The organism is Chryseobacterium sp. JV558 (assembly GCF_033712365.1).
In the GTDB taxonomy this organism is placed as follows: Bacteria; Bacteroidota; Bacteroidia; order Flavobacteriales; family Weeksellaceae; genus Chryseobacterium.
On sequence record NZ_WJHU01000008.1, the window covers coordinates 128328 to 150515 of the forward strand.

Consider the following 22188-nt stretch of genomic DNA (forward strand, 5'->3'; position numbering starts at 1 on the left):
GATTCTGTTTCAATGAATTAAAAACTCTTTTTAATCTTAACCATTTCATCTATCAGTACAGTTTTATATAAATCAATTTTAATTCCTTGAACAGAAGAAAAGTTGTGAGATTTTGCATCAAAATAATAAGCAATGTTTTCAAGAAATATATCTTCATTTTCTTCCAGATATTGATCAATTTGACATAATACTTCATCATCAATATAATCCTCTGGAGATTTAACGTAAAACCCCAAGTTAATGGAATCATTCTGAAATGCTTTTTCCAGTGCGGGAATGTAAATTTTATAAAATTCTTCTTTTTTCATTTTCTATTATTTTAAAAACACAGTATGATGAACATAAAGTTTCAAATTTCAAAATGAAAAACACGAGTAAAAAATGGTAAAAAAATCAGCATTTTGGAAATAAGTTAAGTCTATGGTTATTAGTTCTGTAAAGGTAACAAAAAGTATTGATGAAAAATTAATCAAAAATTACCTTATAATTTATTTTTTTATTTAAAAAAGTATTGTACCTTTGCAACCGCAAAAACGAAGAAAAATCGTTTATAGGTGACCATCAATCGGGGCGTAGCGTAGTCCGGTCATCGCGCCTGGTTTGGGACCAGGAGGTCGCAGGTTCGAATCCTGCCGCCCCGACTGTTTTAGTAGTTTTCTCAAAACTACTTAATGGGTGCGTAGCTCAGCTGGATAGAGCATCTGCCTTCTAAGCAGACGGTCAAAGGTTCGAATCCTTTCGCGCTCACAAAATGGCTCACAATACCCTGTGGGTCTTTTTATTTCAAATCAAAAGTATGATGCTTTTGAAATCGCAAAAACGAAGCAATTCGTTATAGATGATCATTAATCGGGGCGTAGCGTAGTCCGGTCATCGCGCCTGGTTTGGGACCAGGAGGTCGCAGGTTCGAATCCTGCCGCCCCGACTGTTTTAGCAGTTTTCTCAAAACTACTTAATGGGTGCGTAGCTCAGCTGGATAGAGCATCTGCCTTCTAAGCAGACGGTCAAAGGTTCGAATCCTTTCGCGCTCACTTAAAGACTTACTATTTCTAGTAAGTCTTTTTTGTTTTTTATTTTACTTTCAAAATCATTCATACTGAAAATATTTGTCATAAAAATCAAATTGTCATAATTTTGCTTGACTCTATTCTAAATTCAATGAAAAATTTCACCTTCATTATCGCAAGCTGTCTTTTTGTTCTGACTACATCATGCCAGACAGCAACACGTGTATCAAAAACTGCTATTCAGGATACTCCTTATCGAAATCTTGGACTTCACGGAAAGATATACGGTGCATTTTATCAGCAGCGAGCAGCAGAATATGAGGCATTATGTCTTCAGGCATATAATATTGCAAAACTTCGTTTAGATGAAGCCCTTTCAAAGCAATCAGACAAACCATTGGCGATTGTTTCAGATATTGATGAGACTTTTTTAGACAACTCCTATTATGCCGTTGAGCGTTCAAAAATGGGAAAAGGCTATGATCAGGCAACCTGGGAAGAATGGACAGCAAAAGGAGCAGCAACACCCCTTACCGGTTCTCAGCAGTTCTATCAGTATGCAGCAAGCAAAGGCATTCAAGTCTTTTATGTAACCAACCGAAAGGAACAAGAACGTGCAGGAACACTTAACAATTTGAAAAAATATAATTTTCCTCTTCAAAGTGAATCCAATCTTATCCTGCGATCCAAGGAAAGCAGTAAGGAAAATCGAAGAAAAGATATTGCAAAAAATCATAATATTGTTTTATTATTAGGTGACAACCTTGCTGATTTTTCCAGCCTGTTTGATAGTAAATCAGAAAACGAACGATCTGCAGCAGTAAAAAACACAGCAGATGAATTTGGTAAAAAATTCATCATTATTCCAAACGTTGGATACGGAGATTGGGAGTCCTCATTTTATCATTATAAATATGATTACACAGAACAGCAGAAAGATTCAATGATGTATGATGCTGTAAAAACCAATCCTTAAAAGTTTTTTTTCTCCAAAACTCATCTATCGAGATTGCTTTTTAAACAATTTGACAAAATTTGTTTTTTTGTCGAAAATGTTATATTTTTGCATTCATATTTCAGACAATGTCATCTCACACAGAACAAGATCAGCTTTCACAACAAATCCTGGAAACCGCTTCAGGGTTGTATCTGAAGTATGGTTTAAAGAAAGTGACAATGGATGATATTTCAAAAGCAGTTGGTAAAAGCAGAACTTCCATCTATTACTATTATAAAAACCGGGAGGAGGTTTTCCAGGCGGTTTTAGACAACCTGATCAAAGAAGTTATTTCTGAGATTGATTCCAAGATGAGGAAGAAACGTACTTTCGAAGGAAAGATCCACGAATTTTGTCTTTCCAAAGTAAAGACATCGGAAGAAAGATCTTCATTTTTCAGAGCGATAGAATCCGGAATGGATAATGAAGAAAAATCTAAACATATTACCGATGCCCATAACCGAATGATGGAAGCAGAAAGAAATCTTTTGCTTAATTTATTTTCGGCGAATATTAACAATGGTTCAATTTCTAAAGTTGCCATTGAAGAGCAGGAAACCATCATCTTTATTCTACAGAGTAGTATCAGGGGAATAAGGCGTGAGATGGGTCTAAAAAATAATTTCGAAAATTTAAACAGTACAGCAAAGACACTGACCTCTATGGTTATTAAGCATATCGGTTAAAAATTTTTTATTCAAATTTTGACAATTTTACATTATTTGTCAAAAAGTCTATTTAAAACAAATGAACAAATTAAGTAATATCAGTACATTCCGGGCTTTCAGAAGCACCAATTATACATTGTATTTTTTTGGGCGCTCTGTCTCTCAATTCGGGACATGGATGCAGCGTACCGCAGTGGTATGGGTGGTATACAGTATGACCCAGTCTGCATTTATGCTGGGGCTAACTATTTTTGCCGAGCAGTTCCCTTCGTTTTTATTTTCAGCATTCGGCGGGGTTGCTGCAGACCGGTATAACAGGTATAAAATTATACAGATCACTCAGATTTTATCTTTAATACAGGCATCTTTACTGGCTTTCCTTGTAATGACAGGGCATCAAAACATCTGGAGTTTCATTATACTCAGTATTTTTCTTGGTATTATCAATGCTTATGATATTCCGGCAAGGCAGGCCATGATTAATGAAGTGGTAACAGATGACGAAGATCTTCCAAGCGCTCTTTCACTGAGTGCAGCCATGGCAAGCATCGCCAAATTAGCAGGTCCTGCCCTTTCAGGAATCATTCTGCAAAAATTCGGAGCGGGAACCTGTTTTCTGATTAATGCAGCAAGCTTTGCAGCAGTAATGGGCTCAATTTCCATGATGAAAATAAAAATTATTCCTAAAAAATTAACGAAAAAGGGAACTTTTACAGAATTAGCTGAAGGTTTCAGGTATCTGAGAAAAGAACCTTCCATCAGTCTGGTCATTATTATGCTGAGTATTACAGGTTTATTGATCTTGCCCTATGATACTTTAATTCCTGTATATGCAAAAGAAATTTTTAAAGGTGATGCTAAAACATTCGGTTATATATCTAGTTTCATTGGGATTGGAGCTGTTCTTGGAACTGTATTTCTGGCTTCAATGAAGAAAGGAGCCTCTATGAGGAACATTCTTATCTTGAGTACAGCTATCCTGAGTATTGGATTGATCTGTTTTTCGTACGCCACCAATTTCTACTGGTCTATGTTTTTTGCAGCGCTAACCGGATTGGGAGGTGTTGCACAGTTTACCACCTGTAACATTATTGTGCAGTCTGAAGTGATTCCCGAAATGCGGTCAAGAGCAATCAGTATTTTGTTGACTGCCATATTCGGGATGCTGCCTGTGGGAAGTGTACTTATCGGATTTGTTTCGGAGAAAATAGGAGCCCCAAAAACTTTGTTGATAGAAGGAATTGCAGGTGTTTTAATTGCCGTTGTCTTCAGACATTTATTGTTCAAAAAGAATAAGACCAAAGCTGTCAACAGCCAACTTTTAGAAGAATCAGAAGAACAATTTATAAATAAAGTATAACTAAAAATGGAAAACAAAAAAACAGCATTACTGGTGATGGATATGCAATCATCAATACTAAGTAATTTATCGGACACACAAGAATTGGTATCTAATGTCAAAGAGACTATCAAAAATGCAAGAAAGCATCAAATTCCGGTTATCTATATTACAGTAGGGTTCAGACAGGGAATGCCGGAAATAAGCGCCAGCAATAAAATATTTTCAGGATTAAAGCAACATATGGGAGATGTCAATATGAAAGAATGGGCAACTATTCATCCTGACCTTAGTCCCGATGAAAAAGATATCATAATTACAAAAAAAAGGATCAGCGCTTTTACCGGAAGTGATCTTGAGGTTGTCTTACGAGGACTGGATATTCAGCATCTGGTACTGACCGGAGTATCTACCAGCGGAGTTGTTTTATCGACTTTAAGGGAAGCTTCGGATAAAGATTACAGACTCACTGTGATTGAAGACTGCTGTAAAGACGGGGATGAAGAGGTACATAACCTCCTCATGAATAAAGTTTTCCCAAGACAGGCTGATGTTATTATAGCCAATGATTGGCTGCCATCAACAGAGAAAATATAAAACAGATTTTCTTGCATTCGTTTCATAACATTAAAATACCGTTTCACTTACTTATTTTGCAGCATCAGTTTAAATTTTGCTCAGAGAGGAACAATTACATCCTAATTTTACACCCTAAACTTAGCGAGAGGCACTTAGTTAGCTTAATTAGCATTAAGGAAACATTGATTAAGGATCAATAAAAATCTTTTTGTGCACTTTAATTCTCTGTAGCCTTTATGGCTCAATTATACACTTAATCATGTTTGGTAGGATTGGTTTGTTTCAATCCTATTTTTTGGCATTTATACAATAAAAAAACCGCTGTGGTTACAACGGTTTAATTTATTTTAAGAATATTATTTTAACTTATAAGAACTTCCATTCCAAAGATAGGTCTTAGAAGAATGCTTTTTCTTCTCTCTGTCTTTTTCATCCACTTCCATATCTTCTACTTTAAGGATAAATGTATTGGAAATCCCTCCTTTATCATTGGGAAAAACAAATGATTCACTGTGATAAAAAGCTCCTGCGTCACCTACGTTCATCAGCTGTGGAAGGACAATCAATTTTTTATCCTTAAAAAGAACATATTGATCATAGCTTGCTATTCCACAGGCATCACCGGAAACCATTGCTTTCAGGGTTAACTCAACATTCTGCAGTTTGTGGTTGCTTTCTATATTGAAGGACGCAGAATTTAGCTCTTCCCCTTTTCCTGTATCAAAATATACCTCATCAATGAGGATAGCTCCTTCCATTACTTTTATTCCGGCAATGTTCTTCTTTTCAATCTCATTGTATTCTTTATTCTTCCTGTCAATTGTTTTAGAAAGCCCGAAAAGGAAATCATACCCGTTTTTGTTACGGTATCCTACACAAAGATTACCACCCCAGACATATCCTTCCAGTGTATTTTCTCCTTTCTGATAAGAGATTTTGTACCAATTGGCAGCTCTTTCGCCCAACTTCAGGACAGTTTCTTCTTTTTTAAGAATAATCACCTGCTGATTGGCCTGCAATGAGTCTACAATCTGAGTATTCACTCCGGGATCCAGTCTTACACGAGTCCAATCTGTAAAAATCTTCTGTGTTTTATTTTCTTCAAAACCAAAGATACCATCTGCATACACTTCATTTTCCTGTGCTGAAAAAAATTGCAGCATCAGTATTAATAAAGCCGTCCATAAAGTTTTCATATTCGTATTTTGTTTTTGGTGTGTTATTTTTCAAGCAGAAGACTTACCCATTCTTCACGCTGTAACTGCTTTTTCAGTTCAAGACCGCTTTCTTTACATACTTCAAGAATATCATCTACGTCAAAGAAACACAGTCCTGAAAGCAACAATTTCCCACCGTCATTCAATACCGAAACATAAGTCGGAATATCTGAAATCAAAATATTTCTGTTGATATTGGCTAAAATAACATCAAAACTCTCTTTTCCTAAGTTTTCAGCAGTTCCCTGTTCAATATCCAATTCTACACTGTTTCTTACTGCATTTTCTTTTGAGTTTTCTACTGACCATTCGTCAATATCGATGGCTTTTGTATCTCCTGCTCCCTGCTGTTTTGCATAGATTGCCAATACGGAAGTTCCGCATCCCATATCCAATACCTTTTTACCATTGAAGTCGATGTCCATCATTTGCTGAATCATCAGGTGGGTGGTAGGGTGATGTCCTGTTCCGAAAGACATTTTAGGCTGAATAATAATTTCATGCATTCCAGGTACGGATTCATGGAACTCAGCTCGGATCAATACTTTATCATCAATATTGATTGGAGAGAAATTCTTTTCCCATTCTTCATTCCAGTTGATATTCGGCATTTCTTCGAAAGTGTATTCGATTTTTACATTTTCGTTTTCAAAAAGCGGAAGTGCTTTCAACTGCTCTTCATGAAACAATTCAGTCTGGATATATCCTAAAATTCCGTCAATTTCTTCTGTAAAGCTGTCAAAACCTATTTCTATAAGCTCTGCCATTAAAATCTCATTCCAAGGCTGCAATGGAGAAATTTTGAAATTGAATTCTAAATAATTTTGCATGTGATTAATTTGCTGCAAAAATACTAATGTTATTATTGTTAAAAAAATGATGGAGCAAGTTTTGGCTGAAACCAGGGATTTTTGTGTTTTTTTTGAATGAATGTGGCAGGAAAGTTTATTTGTAACATTTTTTATCCCACGGATTTCACAGATGACACAGATTTTTTAGTGCGGAAGATTTTAAGTTTCGGCTAGAGCCATACAGAAAGTGTAAAAAGATAAAGCGGGCTAAAGCCCGCTCATATTGAATCTTATTGTTCAGGACAGATTAACAGTTCTTTGCTGACAACCTTAAACCCTGAACTTTAAATTTTAAAACTCTTATGGATTTGTAGAGAAAATAGAACCGTTTGCAATCAACGCTCTTCTGTTCATTTTCAGGATGTCTCTTACCCATTCTGCAAAGTCTTCCGGCTGTAATACTTTATCAGGATTTCCATCTGTAAGTCCGCCCTGAATGCTCATATCTGAAGCAATAGTACTTGGAGTTAAAGTGATTACACGGATATTTTGTTTTCTCCACTCTGCCATCATCGATTGTGATAGAGATACAACCGCTGCTTTTGAAGCGGCGTATGCAGACATATTTGGACCTCCTTTCAAACCAGCTGTAGACGCTACGTTGACGATATCTCCTTCTCCTTTAGCTTTCATAAATGGATGCGCAGCTTTAGAAGCATAGTACACTCCAAAAAGATTGGTTTTAATGACTTGTTCCCATGTTTCAGAAGGCATTTCTTCAATTGTTCCAAAGTCTCCGATCCCGGCATTGTTGATCAGAATATCGATACCTCCCAATTGTTCTGCTAAAGATTCTATTCCAGCTTTTACCTGAATTTCATTGTCTACAGAAAAAACTGCGTATGCGGAATTTACTCCCAGTTTTTTGATTTCTTCAACCGTCATTTTCAGGTTTTCCTCGTTTCTTCCTGTAATGGCAACGTTTACTCCTTCATTGGCTAAAGCTAATGCTACAGCTTTCCCTAATCCTCTTCCACCACCTGTTACGATGGCATTTTTTCCGTTTATATTCATAGTAATGATACTTTTCTTACTACAAAGTTACAAAAGAACATTTTTACGAAGCGGTGAAATCGTGGATTTAATAGTTTTTTAATGGTTGGGGTGAGCAATTGAAACTTATATTTTCTTAAACCACAAAAGTCACAAAAGTTTTTAAACACTTAAGTCTTTTAAGCTATAAGCTTTAAGTATGAGAAGTACATTTAAGTTTTAAAAATCTACGATTTTAATTTTATATAAACTTGTATGCAAAATCATTACACCTTAAAATATTCTAACCATTAATAATATTTGTGACTTCCAAGAACCTCAACAAAAATAGAAGCCGGTCCAAAAGACCGACTTCAAAATCTAAAAAAGGTATAGTAAAAAAAATAAAATCTTAAGGAATCTGAATTGAATTCTGTACTTCAAACTCTTCTGAAGCTATAAATTCATTTCCGTACATGTCAACAGCTTTCACCTCCACTTTATGCTTTCCTAATGCTAATTTTTTAGGAAAATCGGCTTCCCAGATGTGCTTTGACATTTCAGGATTGGAAGGTCTTCTTCCCGGGAAAATCTTCTCTGTAGCATCCCATTTGAAAACTGAAAGGGCAAAATTCGGGTCTATGGTTTCATCGTATTCCATTTCTTCCCATTTTCCTCCATCTATTCTGTATTCTACTTTGTCTTTTTTGCTTCCCATGAAGAAATTAGCCAGTACTTTTGCAGAGGTTCTTGAAGAAGGAATCACTTTCGGAATATATAATTTGATCTGATAATCCTCCGGTTTTCCGGCTGTTTTGTATTTCACTTTATACTGATTGTCAGCAAAGCTGATAAATGAATATCCTTTTGCTGTTCCATCTCTCATGGTAGAAGTAGGAAGTCCGGCATCATCCGGTGTTCCTGAGTACCAGTCGCCACAAGTCGTTCCAACGTTATATTCGTGGAGTTCTTTTATTCCGTTCCAGCCTGCTTTTTTTCCATAGAAAATCTGCTGTTGAATATGGGTGTGTGCTGATAGAAGCAATACATTCTGGAAAGGATTTAAGAAATCAAATAATTTCTGACGGTCCGCATTTCTGAAGCTGTCTTCATTGTTATGCTCTAACGGAATATGGAAAGATATCACAATCAGTTTATTCTTATCAACCAATTTCAGATCGTTTTCGATAAACTGAAGCTGATCTTCACGGAATCCACCCCAATATCCTTTGCCATCTCTCGGATCCGGATAAAGAATATCATCCAGAATAATGAAATGTACGTTACCATAGTTGAAAGAGTAATTGGCAGGACCAAAATTTGATTCAAATGTTTCATCGGAAAGATGATCTTCTTTAGCATCATAGTTCATGTCATGATTTCCCATCACATTATACCAAGGCAGCCCCACTTCTTTCATTACGTCTGCATAAGGTTTCTGAAGACTTAGATTATCGCCTACCAAATCTCCCAGACTGATTCCCAATACTGCATTTTTCTTCGTATTCTTCACTTCATTTACGATTCCTCTTTTGAAGTAATCCAGTTCTTTTTCTGTGTAAGGCTGTGGATCACCGAAAACAAGAATGTCAAAGTTTTTATTTTCGTTTTGCTTATAAAGCGGGAAGTTCAGCTCTTTTGGAAGATCTCCTGTAGCAGCAACTCCTTTGTATTTGAAATCTGCCGGAGATCCTTTTGGTTTATGATGGTAATAGAACTGTGGAAGGTTGTTTGCGTTTAAAGCAGTTTGATATCCTGAAGGTTTGATGACAAAAATAGTCTGATCTTCCTGAACCGGAAGACTGTATCGTCCGTTTTTATCGGTAAGAACTACCTGAACGCCATTAGAAACGGCTACGCCTTCAATTCCTTTTTCGCGGTTTTCTTTCTTTTGATTTTTGCTGCTGTCTTCGTATACATATCCTGAAACAGAAGTTTGCGAGAATGCCATTGTTGAAACCAACAGGCATGGCACTAAAAATTTTATATTGATACTCATCATATTTTACTCTTTAAATTATTTTCAATTTTTAAATTCAGTTTATTATTTATTCCACCACATTTTTACATTGATATTGTCTCCTCCCATCGATTGTACGGCTGCATTATAATTATCGGTATTCATCACTTTTGTGGCTGTAGGATACATGAACCTTACAGGCATCTGCCCTCCGTTCTGAAGTCCTCCGTTATTGGGTAATACAGGCAGTTTTGTACGTCTGTACTCATACCATTGTTGATGGTCTACAAAAAACAGGGAAATGTATTTCTGAAGCATCAGTTTTTGCAAAGAACCGTCATAGGCCACATTATTATTAGTGAAATAATTGGCAGGAACTGTTGCTCCCCATTGTTCAATAATAGATTTCACTCCCGTTTCGTAGTAGCTTTGCTGGTTTCCTGCGATAATTCCTTTGTTGACCAATTCTGCCAGGATAAACTGAACCTCAGAATAGGTCATGATTAAAATCTTCAGTGGTGCTTTTGCCAGGTTTTGGTTAAGGTTAGAAGGCTGATAATTGAAGGCTGTTCCCAAAGCATATCCGGAAGGAGCTCCTTTATATCCAAGATCTTCTCCTGAAGCTGCTTTAGCTTTCGTAAAAAACAGACTCATCCTTGGATCATTATTATCTTTCATAGCATTTACAAAAAACTCGCCTGCTGATCTGTATGCCGTAAAATCCTGAGGACGGGCAATCGGCGGTAAGTATGGAGACACTCCTGAAAGCGGAAGCACTGCACTGTCTGTATTATTTTGAAAAACAGGATATTGTGAAGGATTGTTGATGATTTCCTGAATTCTTTCATGCACGTTTACTTCACCATTTCTGCTTAAAATCCTTGTTAATAGTCTTAATGAAAGAGAGTTACAGAATTTCTTCCATCCTAAAATACCGGTCTGGCTGTTGTTATTGGCATTATAAAACAAATCTGTTTCTGCTAATGTCTGGTTTGCATTGAATAGTGAATTAGCCGTCTTCAGGTCATTTAACAGCTGTATGTAGATGTCTTTCTGCTTGTCATATTTTGGCTTTAAAATATTTTCTTCAATCTTCACTGCTTCAGATAAAGGCACATCTCCGAAAGCATCGGTAAGATTGGAAGCAATCCAGGCATTCAGAACCATTGATATAGCCAGATAATTATTATTCTGTTCTTTGACTGCGTATTTTCTAAGATCACTTACCTGCTTAAGCCATCGGTAGGAAGTATTCCAGTAACCGTTGCCACTTTTTTCGTCCATATAATATCTGCTGTAGGAATTTCCTTCATTCGGAAAGTCTAAAGCGATCTGCATGATATCAAAAGTGAAATCATCAGCTCTGTTATAGCCATAACTTCCCATTTCATATTGAATAGGAGCAAGAAGACTTCCCACAGAAGGGTCTTTTATTTTGCTGGTATCTGTATTGATTTCTTCAAATGTTCTGTCACAGGACTGAAGCATGAAAACAGAAGCGGCTAATGTCAGATTTATGATTATTTTTTTCATTTTTAAGATTTTAGAATTTAAGATTTAACTGAAAACCAACTGTTCTTGCCGTTGGAAGCTGTCCCATCTCTACTCCTGGAGTAATGGTTGCATTGTCCAGCGTAGCGACTTCAGGATCAAACAATGGGAATTTCGTCCACATCCACAGGTTCTTTCCGAAAATGGCAATCGTAAGATCATCCAGACCAATTGATTTTATGGTTTCTTTCGGGAAAGAATAAGCAATTCTGGCATCTCTCAGCTTAATAAAATCTGTGCTGAAGCTGTTGGTTTCCACATTGGCTCTTCTATAATAATCTCCGTAATAGGAAGATACCAGTACGCCTTTTGTATTCGGGGTGAAAGATCCGTCTGGGTTCTGTACAACACCATCTCCTACAATCATTCCGCCAGGATTATCTCTTCCGGGAAGAGTAGATTTCAGTTTTCCCTGTTCAGACATTTTATGATGTGACTGTGAATAAGCAATACCACCATACTGACCGTCAAATGAGAAGCTTATTGTAAAGTTTTTGATCTTGAAGTCATTCTGAAGACCTGCTCGCCATTTCGGAAATGCATTGCCTACTTTTTCAATATCGGCCGGTCTTCCCGGAAGTCCGTTATCCCCGTAAATTACTTTTCCGTCCGGGGTTCTTAATAATTTAAATCCATACATGTCTCCAAGAGAACCTCCCACTTCCATTTTATAGAATACCACATCTCCTACATTGGAAACGATTCCGTCAAATCCTTCGGGCAAAGTCATCACCCTGTTTTCGTTGGTAGACCAGTTCCCTCCTACTTTCCATGAGAAGTCTTTTCCTTTTACAGCTAAAATATCGGCTGAAAGTTCAAGCCCTCTGTTTCTGATTTTCCCGGCATTGATTATCCTTTTGGAATATCCGCTTTCGGGAGGCAGTGAAACAGGAATAATCTGGTTTTCACTGACGTTCTGATAAGCGGTAAGATTTAGATTCAACCTATTTTTGAAAAAACTGAAATCCATACCAGCTTCAATATTGGTATTTTTTTCAGGTTTAAGAGAAGGATTATTAAAAGTTGTAGGCGCTATTACGCTTCCTGTAATATTACTTCCTGTATAATAATTATCCAGAAGATAAGGATCACTGTCTATCCCTACTTTCGCCCATGAAGCTCTCAGTTTCCATAAGTTCAGATTATTGCTTTTCAGGTTAAAAATATCTGATAGAATGAAGCTGGTACTTACTGAAGGATAGAAGAAAGATCTGTTTTGCTTCGGAAGTGTAGAACTCCAATCATTTCTTCCGGTAACGTCTACAAATATTTTATTGTCATATCCCAATGTAAGCAATCCATAAACACTGTCTACATGCTTGTCTCTTGGTGCAGGATATTTAACCGGAATATTGAGAGCGTTGGTAAGGCTGTATTCCCCTGCTGTTTTCAATCCGATAGCCTGATAATCAGTCATCAGGTATTCATTATAACGGATACTTCCCCCTGCAGAGGCGGAAACACTGAATTTATTCCAATCTGCTTTGTAAGAGAATAAAAGGTCATTATTATATTCCTGATTTTTGATAAACTGTTCTCTGTAGAAACCTTTCAGATAGTTTGCAGAGCTCCATGGTCTTTTGGTGGTTCTTTTTTCATTCAGAATTTCAATACCCGACCTCAGCATCAGACTGAAATTTTTATTAAACTGATAATCTGCCGTAATGTTTCCTGTAATGGTCTTTTTTCTGACCCCATTCACCATTTCGTAAGCGATCATATAAGGATTGTCAATAAAGGAGCTGAAAGGATGGATTTGGTCAACCTGTTCCTGACCCGGCTTCCAGATCGGCTTATACCATTCCAGATCCACATTGGGATTTTGGAAGATCATGAAATAAGAGATCGACTGGTTGTTGTATCCTGTCGCAGGAAGGTTGTCACTGGTAGTAGTGTTATAAGCAAATTTTGTTGAGATTTTTAATTTTTGGGTAAGCTGATGGGCAAAAGATAAGGCAAAATTGAACCTGTCAAAGCCTGTATTCGGCATCATCCACTCATTATTAAGGTACGTAAGTGAAGATCTGAAACTTGTTTTCTCGTTGGAACTTTCTACGGAAATACTGTTGGAGTAGGTAGAACCTGTCTGCCAGAAACTTTTGATGTTATTTTCATAAGGTCTCCACAGTTGTCTTTCCTTGCTTTGTCCCATTACATTGGGGTCATATTGGAAGTAATACTGTCCGGCGAATTTAGGACCGAAAGCACTACTTGTACCTCCTGTACTTGGCCCATCTGCAGAAAGGCCATACGAGTAGTAGAAGTTTCCAGCATTTGTTGCCAATGTTCCCTGTCCGTATTCATACTGGTAGTCCGGCCATTTCAATACAGAATCAAAGCTTGAAGAAGAATTAAAGGCTACTCTCAGTTTTCCGTTTTTCGTTTTTCCGGATTTTGTAGTGATCATTAGTGCTCCGTTAGCGGCACGCGATCCGTATAATGCGGCTGCAGAAGCTCCTTTCAATACGGTTACAGATTCAATATCGTCCGGATTGATGCTGTTTAATCCGTTTCCAAGGTCGATCGGAACATCACCTCCAGAACCTGCTCCATAGGCTGCCGTACCGGAACCTGTGGTAGAATTTCCCAATGGAACGCCATCCACTACAATAAGAGCATAGTTATGATCCATCATAATGGATTTTTCTCCTCTCAACGTAATTCTGGAGGTTCCAAGCGGTCCTGCTCCAGCCGTCTGAACTTTAAGCCCTGCCACTTTCCCTTCCATTGATTGTGCCCAGTTGTTGTTCTGGGTTTCTTCAAATGTTTTGGCTTCTACTTTTTCTGCAACATATCCTAAGCCCCTGTCATGTCTCTTGATCCCCAAAGCGGTTACTACTACTTCGTCAAGTCCTTTAACCGTGTCTTTTTTAGCTTTCTGCTGGGCCGCCAGATTAACGCTGACGAATCCTAACAGTGACAAAACCAACAGTTTTTGTGTCTCTTTACGCATTTACTTTTTGTTTGCGCAAAATTAGAACGACATTACAAGGATGATCTTAACACAGTTTTAACGTTTCTTAAAAATTTATTAAACCATATATTAATCCAGCCTTAATAACATTACATAAATACTTAAACAACAAACAATTAAGCAATTAAGTATTTTTAATACCAGTCTACAGCTGTATTTATGTATCTTTATTGTCTTTACTTGAGATAATACCACATGAAATATACAAATTATTGATTTACAACACCATAAACTAATTCCAATTATACTATTTTCTTGTGATCACTTAAAATAAGGGCCTAACCCCTTACAAAGAAACAGTCTGCCCCTTTATAAAAGGCAGACTGTGTAAATTGTTGGCTTGGTTGAGAAGTGTTGTAAACCACCTCGTCAAAAATTCTTTGAATTTTCGCCACCCCGCTGGAGGAGGGGAGTATTTCGTTTTCAGTTGTACTCTTTGAGAGAAATTTTCAACTGTTATTTATTCTTCAACTGGTCAGGAATATTGGTTGTTACAAACCCAATTCCCTGCTTTTTCAATTCATCGTAGACGGCAACGTCATTTACGGTCCATGAGTTGGTAATTAATCCTAATGCTTTAGCTTCAGCAATCCAGGTAGGGTTTTTCTGGAAAACGCTGTAATGGTAATCCATACCGTCCAATCCCTCTTTTTTAATCTGCTCAGGAGAAAGTTCTCCGTTCAGATACTGCACTTTAAAGGAAGGAGCTTGCTTTTTGATCTCTTTACAGATATTAAGGCTGAAAGAAATAAATTCGCTCTGAGATTCCAGCTTCATATCCTTGATCATTTTGATTGTTTTCTCAGTAATTTCATTTTCAATTTCCGGAGTCTTGGCAGGCTTGATCTCAACGATCAGTTTTAAAGATTTATCTTTTTTTCCCTGTTTTAAATAATCTTTTAAGATCGGGAATTTTTCTCCATTGGATAATTTCAATGCTTCCAATTCTTTGAATGTAGCTTCAGAAATTTCCATTTTACCATGATGTTCATCGTGATTGATCACCAATACACCATCTTTTGTCATTCTTACATCAAATTCAGACCCATATATTTTTAATTTCTGGGCATTTTCCAATGATTGAATCGAGTTCTCCGTTGTAGGAGGCTGAGCCTGGAAGTATCCTCTATGGGCAATAATCTGGGTTTGTGCTTTCATCATAACTGTACTTAAAACTGCTAACCCTAAGATAAAATTTTTCATAATATAATTTAGATAATTAAAAAAAGTCCTGAAACTTTCTGATAAAGGTAGTTATTAAAATATGGAAACCACAAAGACATAAAAGATTTTAAACTGATATTAATCGTAGTTCTTTACATTTCTTTTATGTCTTCAGTGATTAAAAAGATAATTATTAGAAGGAATACTTTGCACCAATCTGGATCTGGTATGGATTTCCTGTCATTGGAACCAGACCTCCTCCACTTACGTTTTTGGTATATTCATACTGCATGGTATCCTTATTAAATCTGGTTACTTTATACAGAGAGGTATTTCCATATGAGTTGTTTACACCCCATTCTTTATTAAGCAGGTTCGCCACATTGAAGATATCTACAGAAAGTTCGAAAGCACCTACTTTATCGAATTTAATTTTTTTGGCAACACGGACATCCCAAACTCCGTAGAATCCGTTTTTACCACCATTACGTTCTGCGATTTTTCCGTTGTATTCGTTGATATAATCTTTCAGAGCCTGTCCCACCTGTGGATCATCTAAAACGGATTGGGTAAGATTCGGGAAGATAAAGGCAAGGTCATTGGAATCTACGAAGTCTCCATTGATATTTCCTCCTGTTGTTGCTGAGAAACGTGTTCCTCCAATTCCTGAATATCTGATCCCTAAAGTAAATCCGGCAACGGTTGGAGAGTTACCATAGATTACCACTTTATTACGGAACTGGTTGTCAGAATAAGTCATTCTCAAATCTCTCGGATCGCTCTGAATCATGGTAGATAATGTTGCAGAGTTTGCTACGTTTCCGTTGTAAGAGGTATTGTCTTTAATATCAGACCATGTATAACTTGCAGTGATTTCCCCATCTTTCCAGTAACGGTAACTTGTATCGATAACGAATGAGAACTGGTTTACTTTACCGTCACTCACCAATTCCAGTACTCTTCCAAAGTTTTTGTTGATTCTTCCCTGTTTCCAGTCGAAGCTTACACTATTATTGGCATTATTGGTAATAGCACCTGTAGGGATAAATACTCCTCTTCCCCCTTCATTAGCCAATGTAAAGAACGGATTGGCCACCATGTTTCTGTCATAGTAATAATAATTATTTCTACCTAAAGCCATATATCCTGCGATTCCCGCTCTGAATCTTTCATTGAAGAAATGGGTATAAGAGATATTCGCTTTATAAACGATTGGAATTTTTGCATCTTTACCCGTATAGTTAATGGTTGGAATCTGATACTGGGAAAGAGAAGGAGCAGAGTTATAATCATTTCGGTAACTGTTGAAGTCCGGGAACGGAACATCTTTACCCGTTACATCCACTGTAGCCAGATGCTTTCCATCGAATACAAGGTTGTTAATGATCATATAGTTGTTGATATCTGAAGAGAAAATTCCGGCTCCGAATTTCAGGAAGTCTTTATTTCCTTCATTGATATTCCAATCAAACTGGAATCTTGGCTGGATCACAAATGATTTGATCTGATTATCAGTTCTGATTCCCATTTCATCAAACAGCTTCTGATTGAATTCTGCTTTCGGATAACCTCCGTAATCTAATCTTAAACCAGCCATTAAATCAAGACCTTTAGCCACTTTGGTCTGGAATTGTCCATAGATACCAATGTTCCAGATATTTGATCTTACAGACGGATCTTCCATCAAAGGAACTTCTCTGTAGAATCGGTAAGGAGTCATTGCATCAAAATTACTCATTCCCTGGAAATGGAATCTTCCGTTCACCTCACTTCCGTACACAGATTTTGCTGATGTATACATAAGGTCAGCTCCAAATGTATATTTTACCTTATCTGTGTTGTAATATAGGTTATCTACAATTTGAAACACATTATTTGTAAAACCTTCCTGGGCAAAACGGTGCCCTCCGAACTGAATATTCGTAGATCCTGCACTGGAAGCTACTCCTTCAACAATAGCTCTCGGAACAGGTTTTCCTAATTGATTATTTTGATAACTGTCCTGGAAAGTATAAAGATACTGAGCCTTTAATTCATTGGTTAAATTAGGCTGCAAATTCGATCTTAGAGTTAATAACAAACTGTTGTCAAGGTTTTTATCATTTCCGTAAGATTCAAAGAAATTGATATTGGTATTATCCCCAAGACCGTTTTTATTAAGGTCGTAAGTAAAGTTATTTCTAAGCGTTAATAAGTTCTTTTCATTGATCTGCCAGTCAAGACGTAAGAAGGCAGCATCAGAGTTTCTCACTTTATCAAAAGTTCCGAATTGTGGTGTATTTCCTACCCCGTATTTTGCTCTTGCAATATCCAGAAACTGATTAAGAGTCTGCGTCGTAGTATTGAATCTCTTCTCATCATCCGGAGATTTGATATCTGCAATCACCAAAGGTCTTGAATCAAGCTGGTGGTCCCATGCTACGAAGAAATGTAATTTGTTTTTAATAATGGGTCCTCCCAATGAAAAACCGAACTGAGAAGTAGAGAAATCATTATCTCTTTTGTTTCCTCTGATGTCATAGGGGCTGGAAAGCCAGTTTGTTCTTAAATATTCCCATGCACTTCCAGAAAATTTATTGGTTCCTGATTTGGTAACAGCACTTACGGTTCCACCTCCACTTCTTCCCAAAGTCACATCGTATTGGTTGGTTGTGATTTTGAATTCACGTACTGCTTCAATAGAAATTGAGAAAGGGGCACCGCTTCGGCTGGTAGTAGATCCTGCAGAAGTTGGATTTTTTGCAGTCATCCCGTCAATCGTAAAATTGGTGGAAGATCCTAACTGACCTGAAAGGTTTCCTCCTTTTCCACTTAATGGTGAAAGTTCAGCGAGGTTGGTAAAGTTTCGGCCGTTCACAGGCAGCATACTGATGTTTTTAGCAGAAATTGCTGTAGCTGCTCCAAGGTTTCCGATCTTGTTTTTAAGGTTTCCGGTAATTTTTACTTCCTCAATAGTCTTTTCATTCCCCAGATCCATATTTACAGTAACCTGATCTCCGAAGTTCACATTGTAACCTTCTTTTTTATCCTCGTTTACAATCACTGTATAAGGCCCTCCAAGAGGTATTTCCTTAAAAATATACTCCCCTTTTGAGTTTGTTTCCGTTTCCGTTTTGAATCCTGTAGACTCGTTCACGATCGTTACTTTCACTTTTTCCTGAGCCGCATTTCCCGGTCCGATAACTTTCCCTACAATAGAAGCCTGCGTGGTTTGTGCATACGCCATTGTCCCAAGCCCTAAAAACAATAATCCCAATACAATCTTTACTTTTTTCATTTCTTCCGAAGATCTTTATGATTAATTTTTTGATGTTCGCCAGGAAACCTCTTTGATTTTCATGTTAATAGATCATGTTGAGGTTTCTTTCAATCAGATGTGCAAAGGTATTTTGACTTTAAGAGCGGGGTGTTTAAGAAAGTTTTAACATTTTTTTAATTAAATCAGAACGTTATGTTAAATTACTTTAAACAAATACTTTATTCCATACAAAACCAGTCTGTTAAGACATATTACGTATTTTTAATTTTCCTGTACTATTTAATTCTGTTATTTTTTAAATGCAATTACTTTAGTTATTTTTGCTCAAAAGATAGAAACCCAATGTCTGAAAACATTCAACAAAAGATAGAACAGCTCCGCAAAGAGCTTCACCAGCATAACGACAACTATTACCAACTGGATACTCCTACCATTACGGATTTTGAATTCGACATGCTTCTGCAGGAACTTCAGGATCTGGAGGCAAAGTACCCGGAATTTTATGATGAGAACTCGCCTACGGTACGTGTAGGTGGTGGTGTTACTAAGGTTTTTCCTACCATTCAGCATAAATTCAGAATGTACTCACTGGATAATTCCTATGATTTTGACGACCTGGAAGACTGGGAAAAGAGAATCATCAAAACCATTGAAGATCCGGTAGAATTTGTTGCTGAACTGAAGTATGACGGTGCTTCCATTTCTATTCTTTATGAAAATGGAAAGCTGTCACAGGCTGTTACCCGTGGTGACGGTTTTCAGGGGGATGAAATCACTCCGAATGTACGTACCATTTCAGATATTCCTCTGACGTTAAAAGGTGATTTTCCAACACCGTTTTTTATGCGTGGAGAAATTTATCTGACCAGAAAAAACTTTGATAAGCTCAATGTACTACGTGAGGAAGAGGGGCTGGATCCCTTCATGAATCCAAGAAATACAGCCAGCGGAAGTTTGAAAATGCAGGACAGTGCTGAGGTAAGAAAACGCGGGCTTTCTTCTGTGTTATACCAGTTTATTTCTGAAGATATTCCTGCAGAAACCCATTGGGAACTGCTTCAGAAAGCGCAGAGCTGGGGCTTTAAGACTTCTCAGCAGGCAAAATTATGTAAAACCATGGCTGAGGTACAGGAATTTATCACTTTCTGGGATACGGAGCGTCATAATCTTCCTTTTGAAATTGATGGTATCGTTTTAAAAGTGAATTCATTACAGCAGCAGAGACAGCTTGGCTATACAGCTAAATCTCCGCGTTGGGCAATGGCTTATAAATTTAAAGCAGAAAAGGTAGAGACAGAACTTCAGAGTGTGTCTTATCAGGTGGGAAGAACGGGTGCCATTACTCCGGTTGCTAATCTTAAACCTGTTTTACTGGCCGGAACTATCGTTAAAAGAGCATCTCTCCATAATGAAGATATCATTAAGAAACTGGATCTTCATGAGCATGATTTTGTGTATGTAGAAAAAGGGGGTGAAATTATTCCAAAAATTGTAGGCGTAAACACAGATAAAAGAACGGAAGAGAGCACGGAAATTGAATATATCAAACACTGTCCAGAATGTGGCACCGAGCTTGTAAAAGTTGAAGATCAGGCCATTCATTTCTGTCCGAACGAACTTCACTGCCCGCCACAGGTAGTGGGAAGAATGATTCATTATGTTTCCAGAAAAGCATTGAATATTGATAATCTGGGAAGTGAAACGATTGAGCAGCTGTACAGAGAAAAACTGGTTGAAAATCCTGCTGATTTTTATGTTTTGACAAAAGAACAGCTTCTTCCGCTGGAAAGAATGGCTGAGAAATCTGCTCAGAATATCATCTCAGGAATTGAGAAATCCAAAGAAATTGCTTTTGAGAAAGTATTGTATGGAATCGGAATCAAGCATGTGGGAGAGACGGTTGCCAAGAAACTGGTCAAAAACTTCCCAACCATTGAAGAATTAAAGAATGCTACTGTTGAGGAGCTTTGCCAGGTAGAAGATATTGGAGTTAAGATTGCTATAAGCATCGTTGATTTCTTCCAGAATTCTGAAAACGTGTTGATGATCGAACGTTTAAAATCTTACGGAGTACAGCTTGTAAAAGGAGAAAGTACCAATGAAGTTTTATCCAATGTTCTGGAAGGAAAAACTTTCCTTTTCACCGGAAAATTATCATTATTCACCAGAGAATCTGCTGAGGAAATGGTAGAAAAGCATGGTGGAAAAAATATTTCTGCCGTTTCAAAAAACCTCAACTATCTTGTGGTAGGTGAAAAAGCAGGAAGTAAGCTGAAAAAAGCTCAGGATATCGGAACAATTACGATTCTGGATGAGCAGCAGTTTTTGGATTTGATTGAAAAGCAATAAAGGACAATTATTTGATTATTAAATAAAAAAAGGCTGTGATAAATTTCACAGCCTTTTTTGTTATCAATTTCTTAGCTCTTACAAATAATAGCTCTTCTACAATTCAATTCTTCCAACAAAGCATTTGTTTTCACATTCAACAGGTCTGTATTTATAATATTTCCTTTTCTATCAAAAGGATCATCTTTTATGGTAATACAAATAGACTCACTTGTTTTTATTCCCCGAAATGTTGTATTTGAAATATAAAATGACAAAATAGCTTCAAAATTGATCGTTGTGGGCTTTCTCAATAAGCTATAAATGATAATCTGCTTATCAGTAATTGTTAATAATGGCTTTGTCCCAAATAACAGCAGTATTGAATAAACAAATCCAAATGAGAAAAGTAAAAACCCCAGATAAAAAATGATTATTATTCCTAATCCCTCATTTTCCAAATCTTTATTAAAAAAAATAAAAATGAAAAGAGATGAAATAATAAACATTATAAGACTTTTTATCTTATTGGAATAAAAATGAACCTCTGCCATACTTATTAAATTTACTTGAAAACAATAATAGTATATGGAGAACTTTCTCCGGTCTTTGGCAGAATCAGTCTGATATGCTCTTTATTCCTGTAGTAATCCACGTATGGTTCTTTGGTAATAATCTTTCCTTTTTCTGTTTCCTTATATTGATCTGCCAATATCAGTTTCAGATACTGATTATATTCTTTTTTATCTTTAAATTCAAATTCAATCCTGTCTTCTGATTTTTCTTCAGTATACTCAAACTTCCCTATTTTCGAGGTGTAGTCTGGGGAATCATATTCAATGACAACGAAGCTTAAGCCTTCAGTTCTGTCATAAAATTTGAACTTCAACTGTTTCATTTCCTTTTTAAACCCATCCATAGTAAGTTTGTTGAAACCTTTAAGCTGTTCTAATGTGAATGTCTGAGCAGAGATCTGGATGCTTAGTAAAACTGAAAATAATAAGAGCCCTAACGTTTTTCTCATTTTTTATTTTAGCGTAAATATAAGAATATAGGTTTATGCTTCTTTAAGCAAAGCTTTCCTGAACAGTAAAATTTCTTCTTGTTTCAATCCATTTAATGAGATTGTCCGTTTTGTATTGGGCATCCAGTCAGGATAAAGAATCAGTTCAACATAATTGTCGTGAATATGAAATTCTCTCAGAACTTCCGGTTTTCTTGTATTTCTGCGATCTGATCCAAATCTGAGATTAACACAATTTCTGGGAATGATATAAAAATCTTTTGGAAACAAAAACATAGAATTCTGATTCATAAAAATT

Annotated in this window: 17 protein-coding genes and 4 tRNA genes; 9 read left to right on the forward strand and 12 right to left on the reverse strand. The window is 36.8% G+C overall.

Annotated elements, in window-relative coordinates; translation table 11 throughout:
• Positions 1–17: 17 nt before the first annotated feature.
• A complete protein-coding gene (locus GFU89_RS20735) occupies positions 18–308 on the reverse strand; it encodes a hypothetical protein (protein ID WP_318848933.1) in 291 nt (96 codons plus the stop codon).
• 258 nt (positions 309–566) lie between these two features.
• Between GFU89_RS20735 and GFU89_RS20740 the strand changes: the two genes are divergently transcribed.
• From GFU89_RS20740 to GFU89_RS20775, 8 genes are all read left to right on the forward strand, one after another.
• A tRNA-Pro gene (locus tag GFU89_RS20740) sits at positions 567–641 on the forward strand.
• A 32-nt stretch (positions 642–673) separates the two neighbouring features.
• Positions 674–747 (forward strand) — tRNA-Arg (locus GFU89_RS20745).
• 103 nt (positions 748–850) lie between these two features.
• A tRNA-Pro gene (locus tag GFU89_RS20750) sits at positions 851–925 on the forward strand.
• 32 nt (positions 926–957) lie between these two features.
• A tRNA-Arg gene (locus GFU89_RS20755) sits at positions 958–1031 on the forward strand.
• Positions 1032–1158: 127 nt separating this feature from the next.
• Entirely contained in the window at positions 1159–1983 is an 825-nt protein-coding gene (locus GFU89_RS20760) for a 5'-nucleotidase, lipoprotein e(P4) family (protein WP_318848934.1), read from the forward strand.
• A 107-nt stretch (positions 1984–2090) separates the two neighbouring features.
• Positions 2091–2690 carry a TetR/AcrR family transcriptional regulator gene (locus tag GFU89_RS20765; protein ID WP_318848935.1) on the forward strand — a complete coding sequence of 200 codons (600 nt, stop codon included), beginning with the start codon at positions 2091–2093 and terminating at the stop codon, positions 2688–2690.
• Positions 2691–2751: 61 nt separating this feature from the next.
• Entirely contained in the window at positions 2752–4032 is a 1281-nt protein-coding gene (locus GFU89_RS20770; RefSeq protein ID WP_318848936.1) for an MFS transporter, read from the forward strand.
• Between the two features lie 6 nt (positions 4033–4038).
• Positions 4039–4608 (forward strand): isochorismatase family cysteine hydrolase, encoded by a 570-nt coding sequence (locus tag GFU89_RS20775; protein ID WP_318848937.1) that lies wholly within the window; start codon positions 4039–4041, stop codon positions 4606–4608.
• Between the two features lie 338 nt (positions 4609–4946).
• Here the strand turns inward: GFU89_RS20775 and GFU89_RS20780 are convergent, their stop codons facing one another.
• The 8 genes from GFU89_RS20780 to GFU89_RS20815 all read right to left on the reverse strand — a co-directional run bounded on the left by GFU89_RS20780 (position 4947) and on the right by GFU89_RS20815 (position 18556).
• On the reverse strand, positions 4947–5786 hold the full coding sequence (locus GFU89_RS20780; protein ID WP_318848938.1) for an SH3 domain-containing protein: 840 nt from the start codon (positions 5784–5786) through the stop codon (positions 4947–4949).
• Between the two features lie 23 nt (positions 5787–5809).
• Positions 5810–6637 (reverse strand): 50S ribosomal protein L11 methyltransferase, encoded by an 828-nt coding sequence (gene prmA / locus GFU89_RS20785; protein WP_318848939.1) that lies wholly within the window; start codon positions 6635–6637, stop codon positions 5810–5812.
• A 321-nt stretch (positions 6638–6958) separates the two neighbouring features.
• Complete coding sequence (locus GFU89_RS20790) at positions 6959–7672, reverse strand: 3-ketoacyl-ACP reductase (RefSeq protein ID WP_318848940.1); 714 nt, start codon at positions 7670–7672, stop codon at positions 6959–6961.
• 370 nt (positions 7673–8042) lie between these two features.
• On the reverse strand, positions 8043–9632 hold the full coding sequence (locus GFU89_RS20795; RefSeq protein ID WP_318848941.1) for a calcineurin-like phosphoesterase C-terminal domain-containing protein: 1590 nt from the start codon (positions 9630–9632) through the stop codon (positions 8043–8045).
• Positions 9633–9674: 42 nt separating this feature from the next.
• Positions 9675–11123: a SusD/RagB family nutrient-binding outer membrane lipoprotein gene (locus GFU89_RS20800; protein ID WP_318848942.1), complete on the reverse strand. Its 1449-nt coding sequence runs from the start codon at positions 11121–11123 to the stop codon at positions 9675–9677.
• Positions 11124–11133: 10 nt separating this feature from the next.
• Complete coding sequence (locus GFU89_RS20805; RefSeq protein WP_318848943.1) at positions 11134–14094, reverse strand: SusC/RagA family TonB-linked outer membrane protein; 2961 nt, start codon at positions 14092–14094, stop codon at positions 11134–11136.
• Positions 14095–14571: 477 nt separating this feature from the next.
• On the reverse strand, positions 14572–15318 hold the full coding sequence (locus tag GFU89_RS20810) for a glycerophosphodiester phosphodiesterase family protein (RefSeq protein ID WP_318848944.1): 747 nt from the start codon (positions 15316–15318) through the stop codon (positions 14572–14574).
• 154 nt (positions 15319–15472) lie between these two features.
• Entirely contained in the window at positions 15473–18556 is a 3084-nt protein-coding gene (locus tag GFU89_RS20815) for a TonB-dependent receptor (protein WP_318848945.1), read from the reverse strand.
• Between the two features lie 324 nt (positions 18557–18880).
• Here GFU89_RS20815 and ligA point away from each other — a divergent pair, with 324 nt between their 5' ends.
• Positions 18881–20887 (forward strand): NAD-dependent DNA ligase LigA, encoded by a 2007-nt coding sequence (ligA, locus tag GFU89_RS20820; RefSeq protein ID WP_318848946.1) that lies wholly within the window; start codon positions 18881–18883, stop codon positions 20885–20887.
• A 71-nt stretch (positions 20888–20958) separates the two neighbouring features.
• Here ligA and GFU89_RS20825 read toward each other — a convergent pair whose 3' ends face one another.
• The 3 genes from GFU89_RS20825 to GFU89_RS20835 are packed head-to-tail and all read right to left on the reverse strand — an operon-like array spanning position 20959 to position 22181.
• Entirely contained in the window at positions 20959–21420 is a 462-nt protein-coding gene (locus GFU89_RS20825; protein ID WP_318848947.1) for an STM3941 family protein, read from the reverse strand.
• 11 nt (positions 21421–21431) lie between these two features.
• Positions 21432–21890 (reverse strand): hypothetical protein, encoded by a 459-nt coding sequence (locus GFU89_RS20830; protein ID WP_318848948.1) that lies wholly within the window; start codon positions 21888–21890, stop codon positions 21432–21434.
• A 33-nt stretch (positions 21891–21923) separates the two neighbouring features.
• On the reverse strand, positions 21924–22181 hold the full coding sequence (locus GFU89_RS20835) for a hypothetical protein (RefSeq protein WP_318848949.1): 258 nt from the start codon (positions 22179–22181) through the stop codon (positions 21924–21926).
• Positions 22182–22188 lie beyond the last annotated feature (7 nt).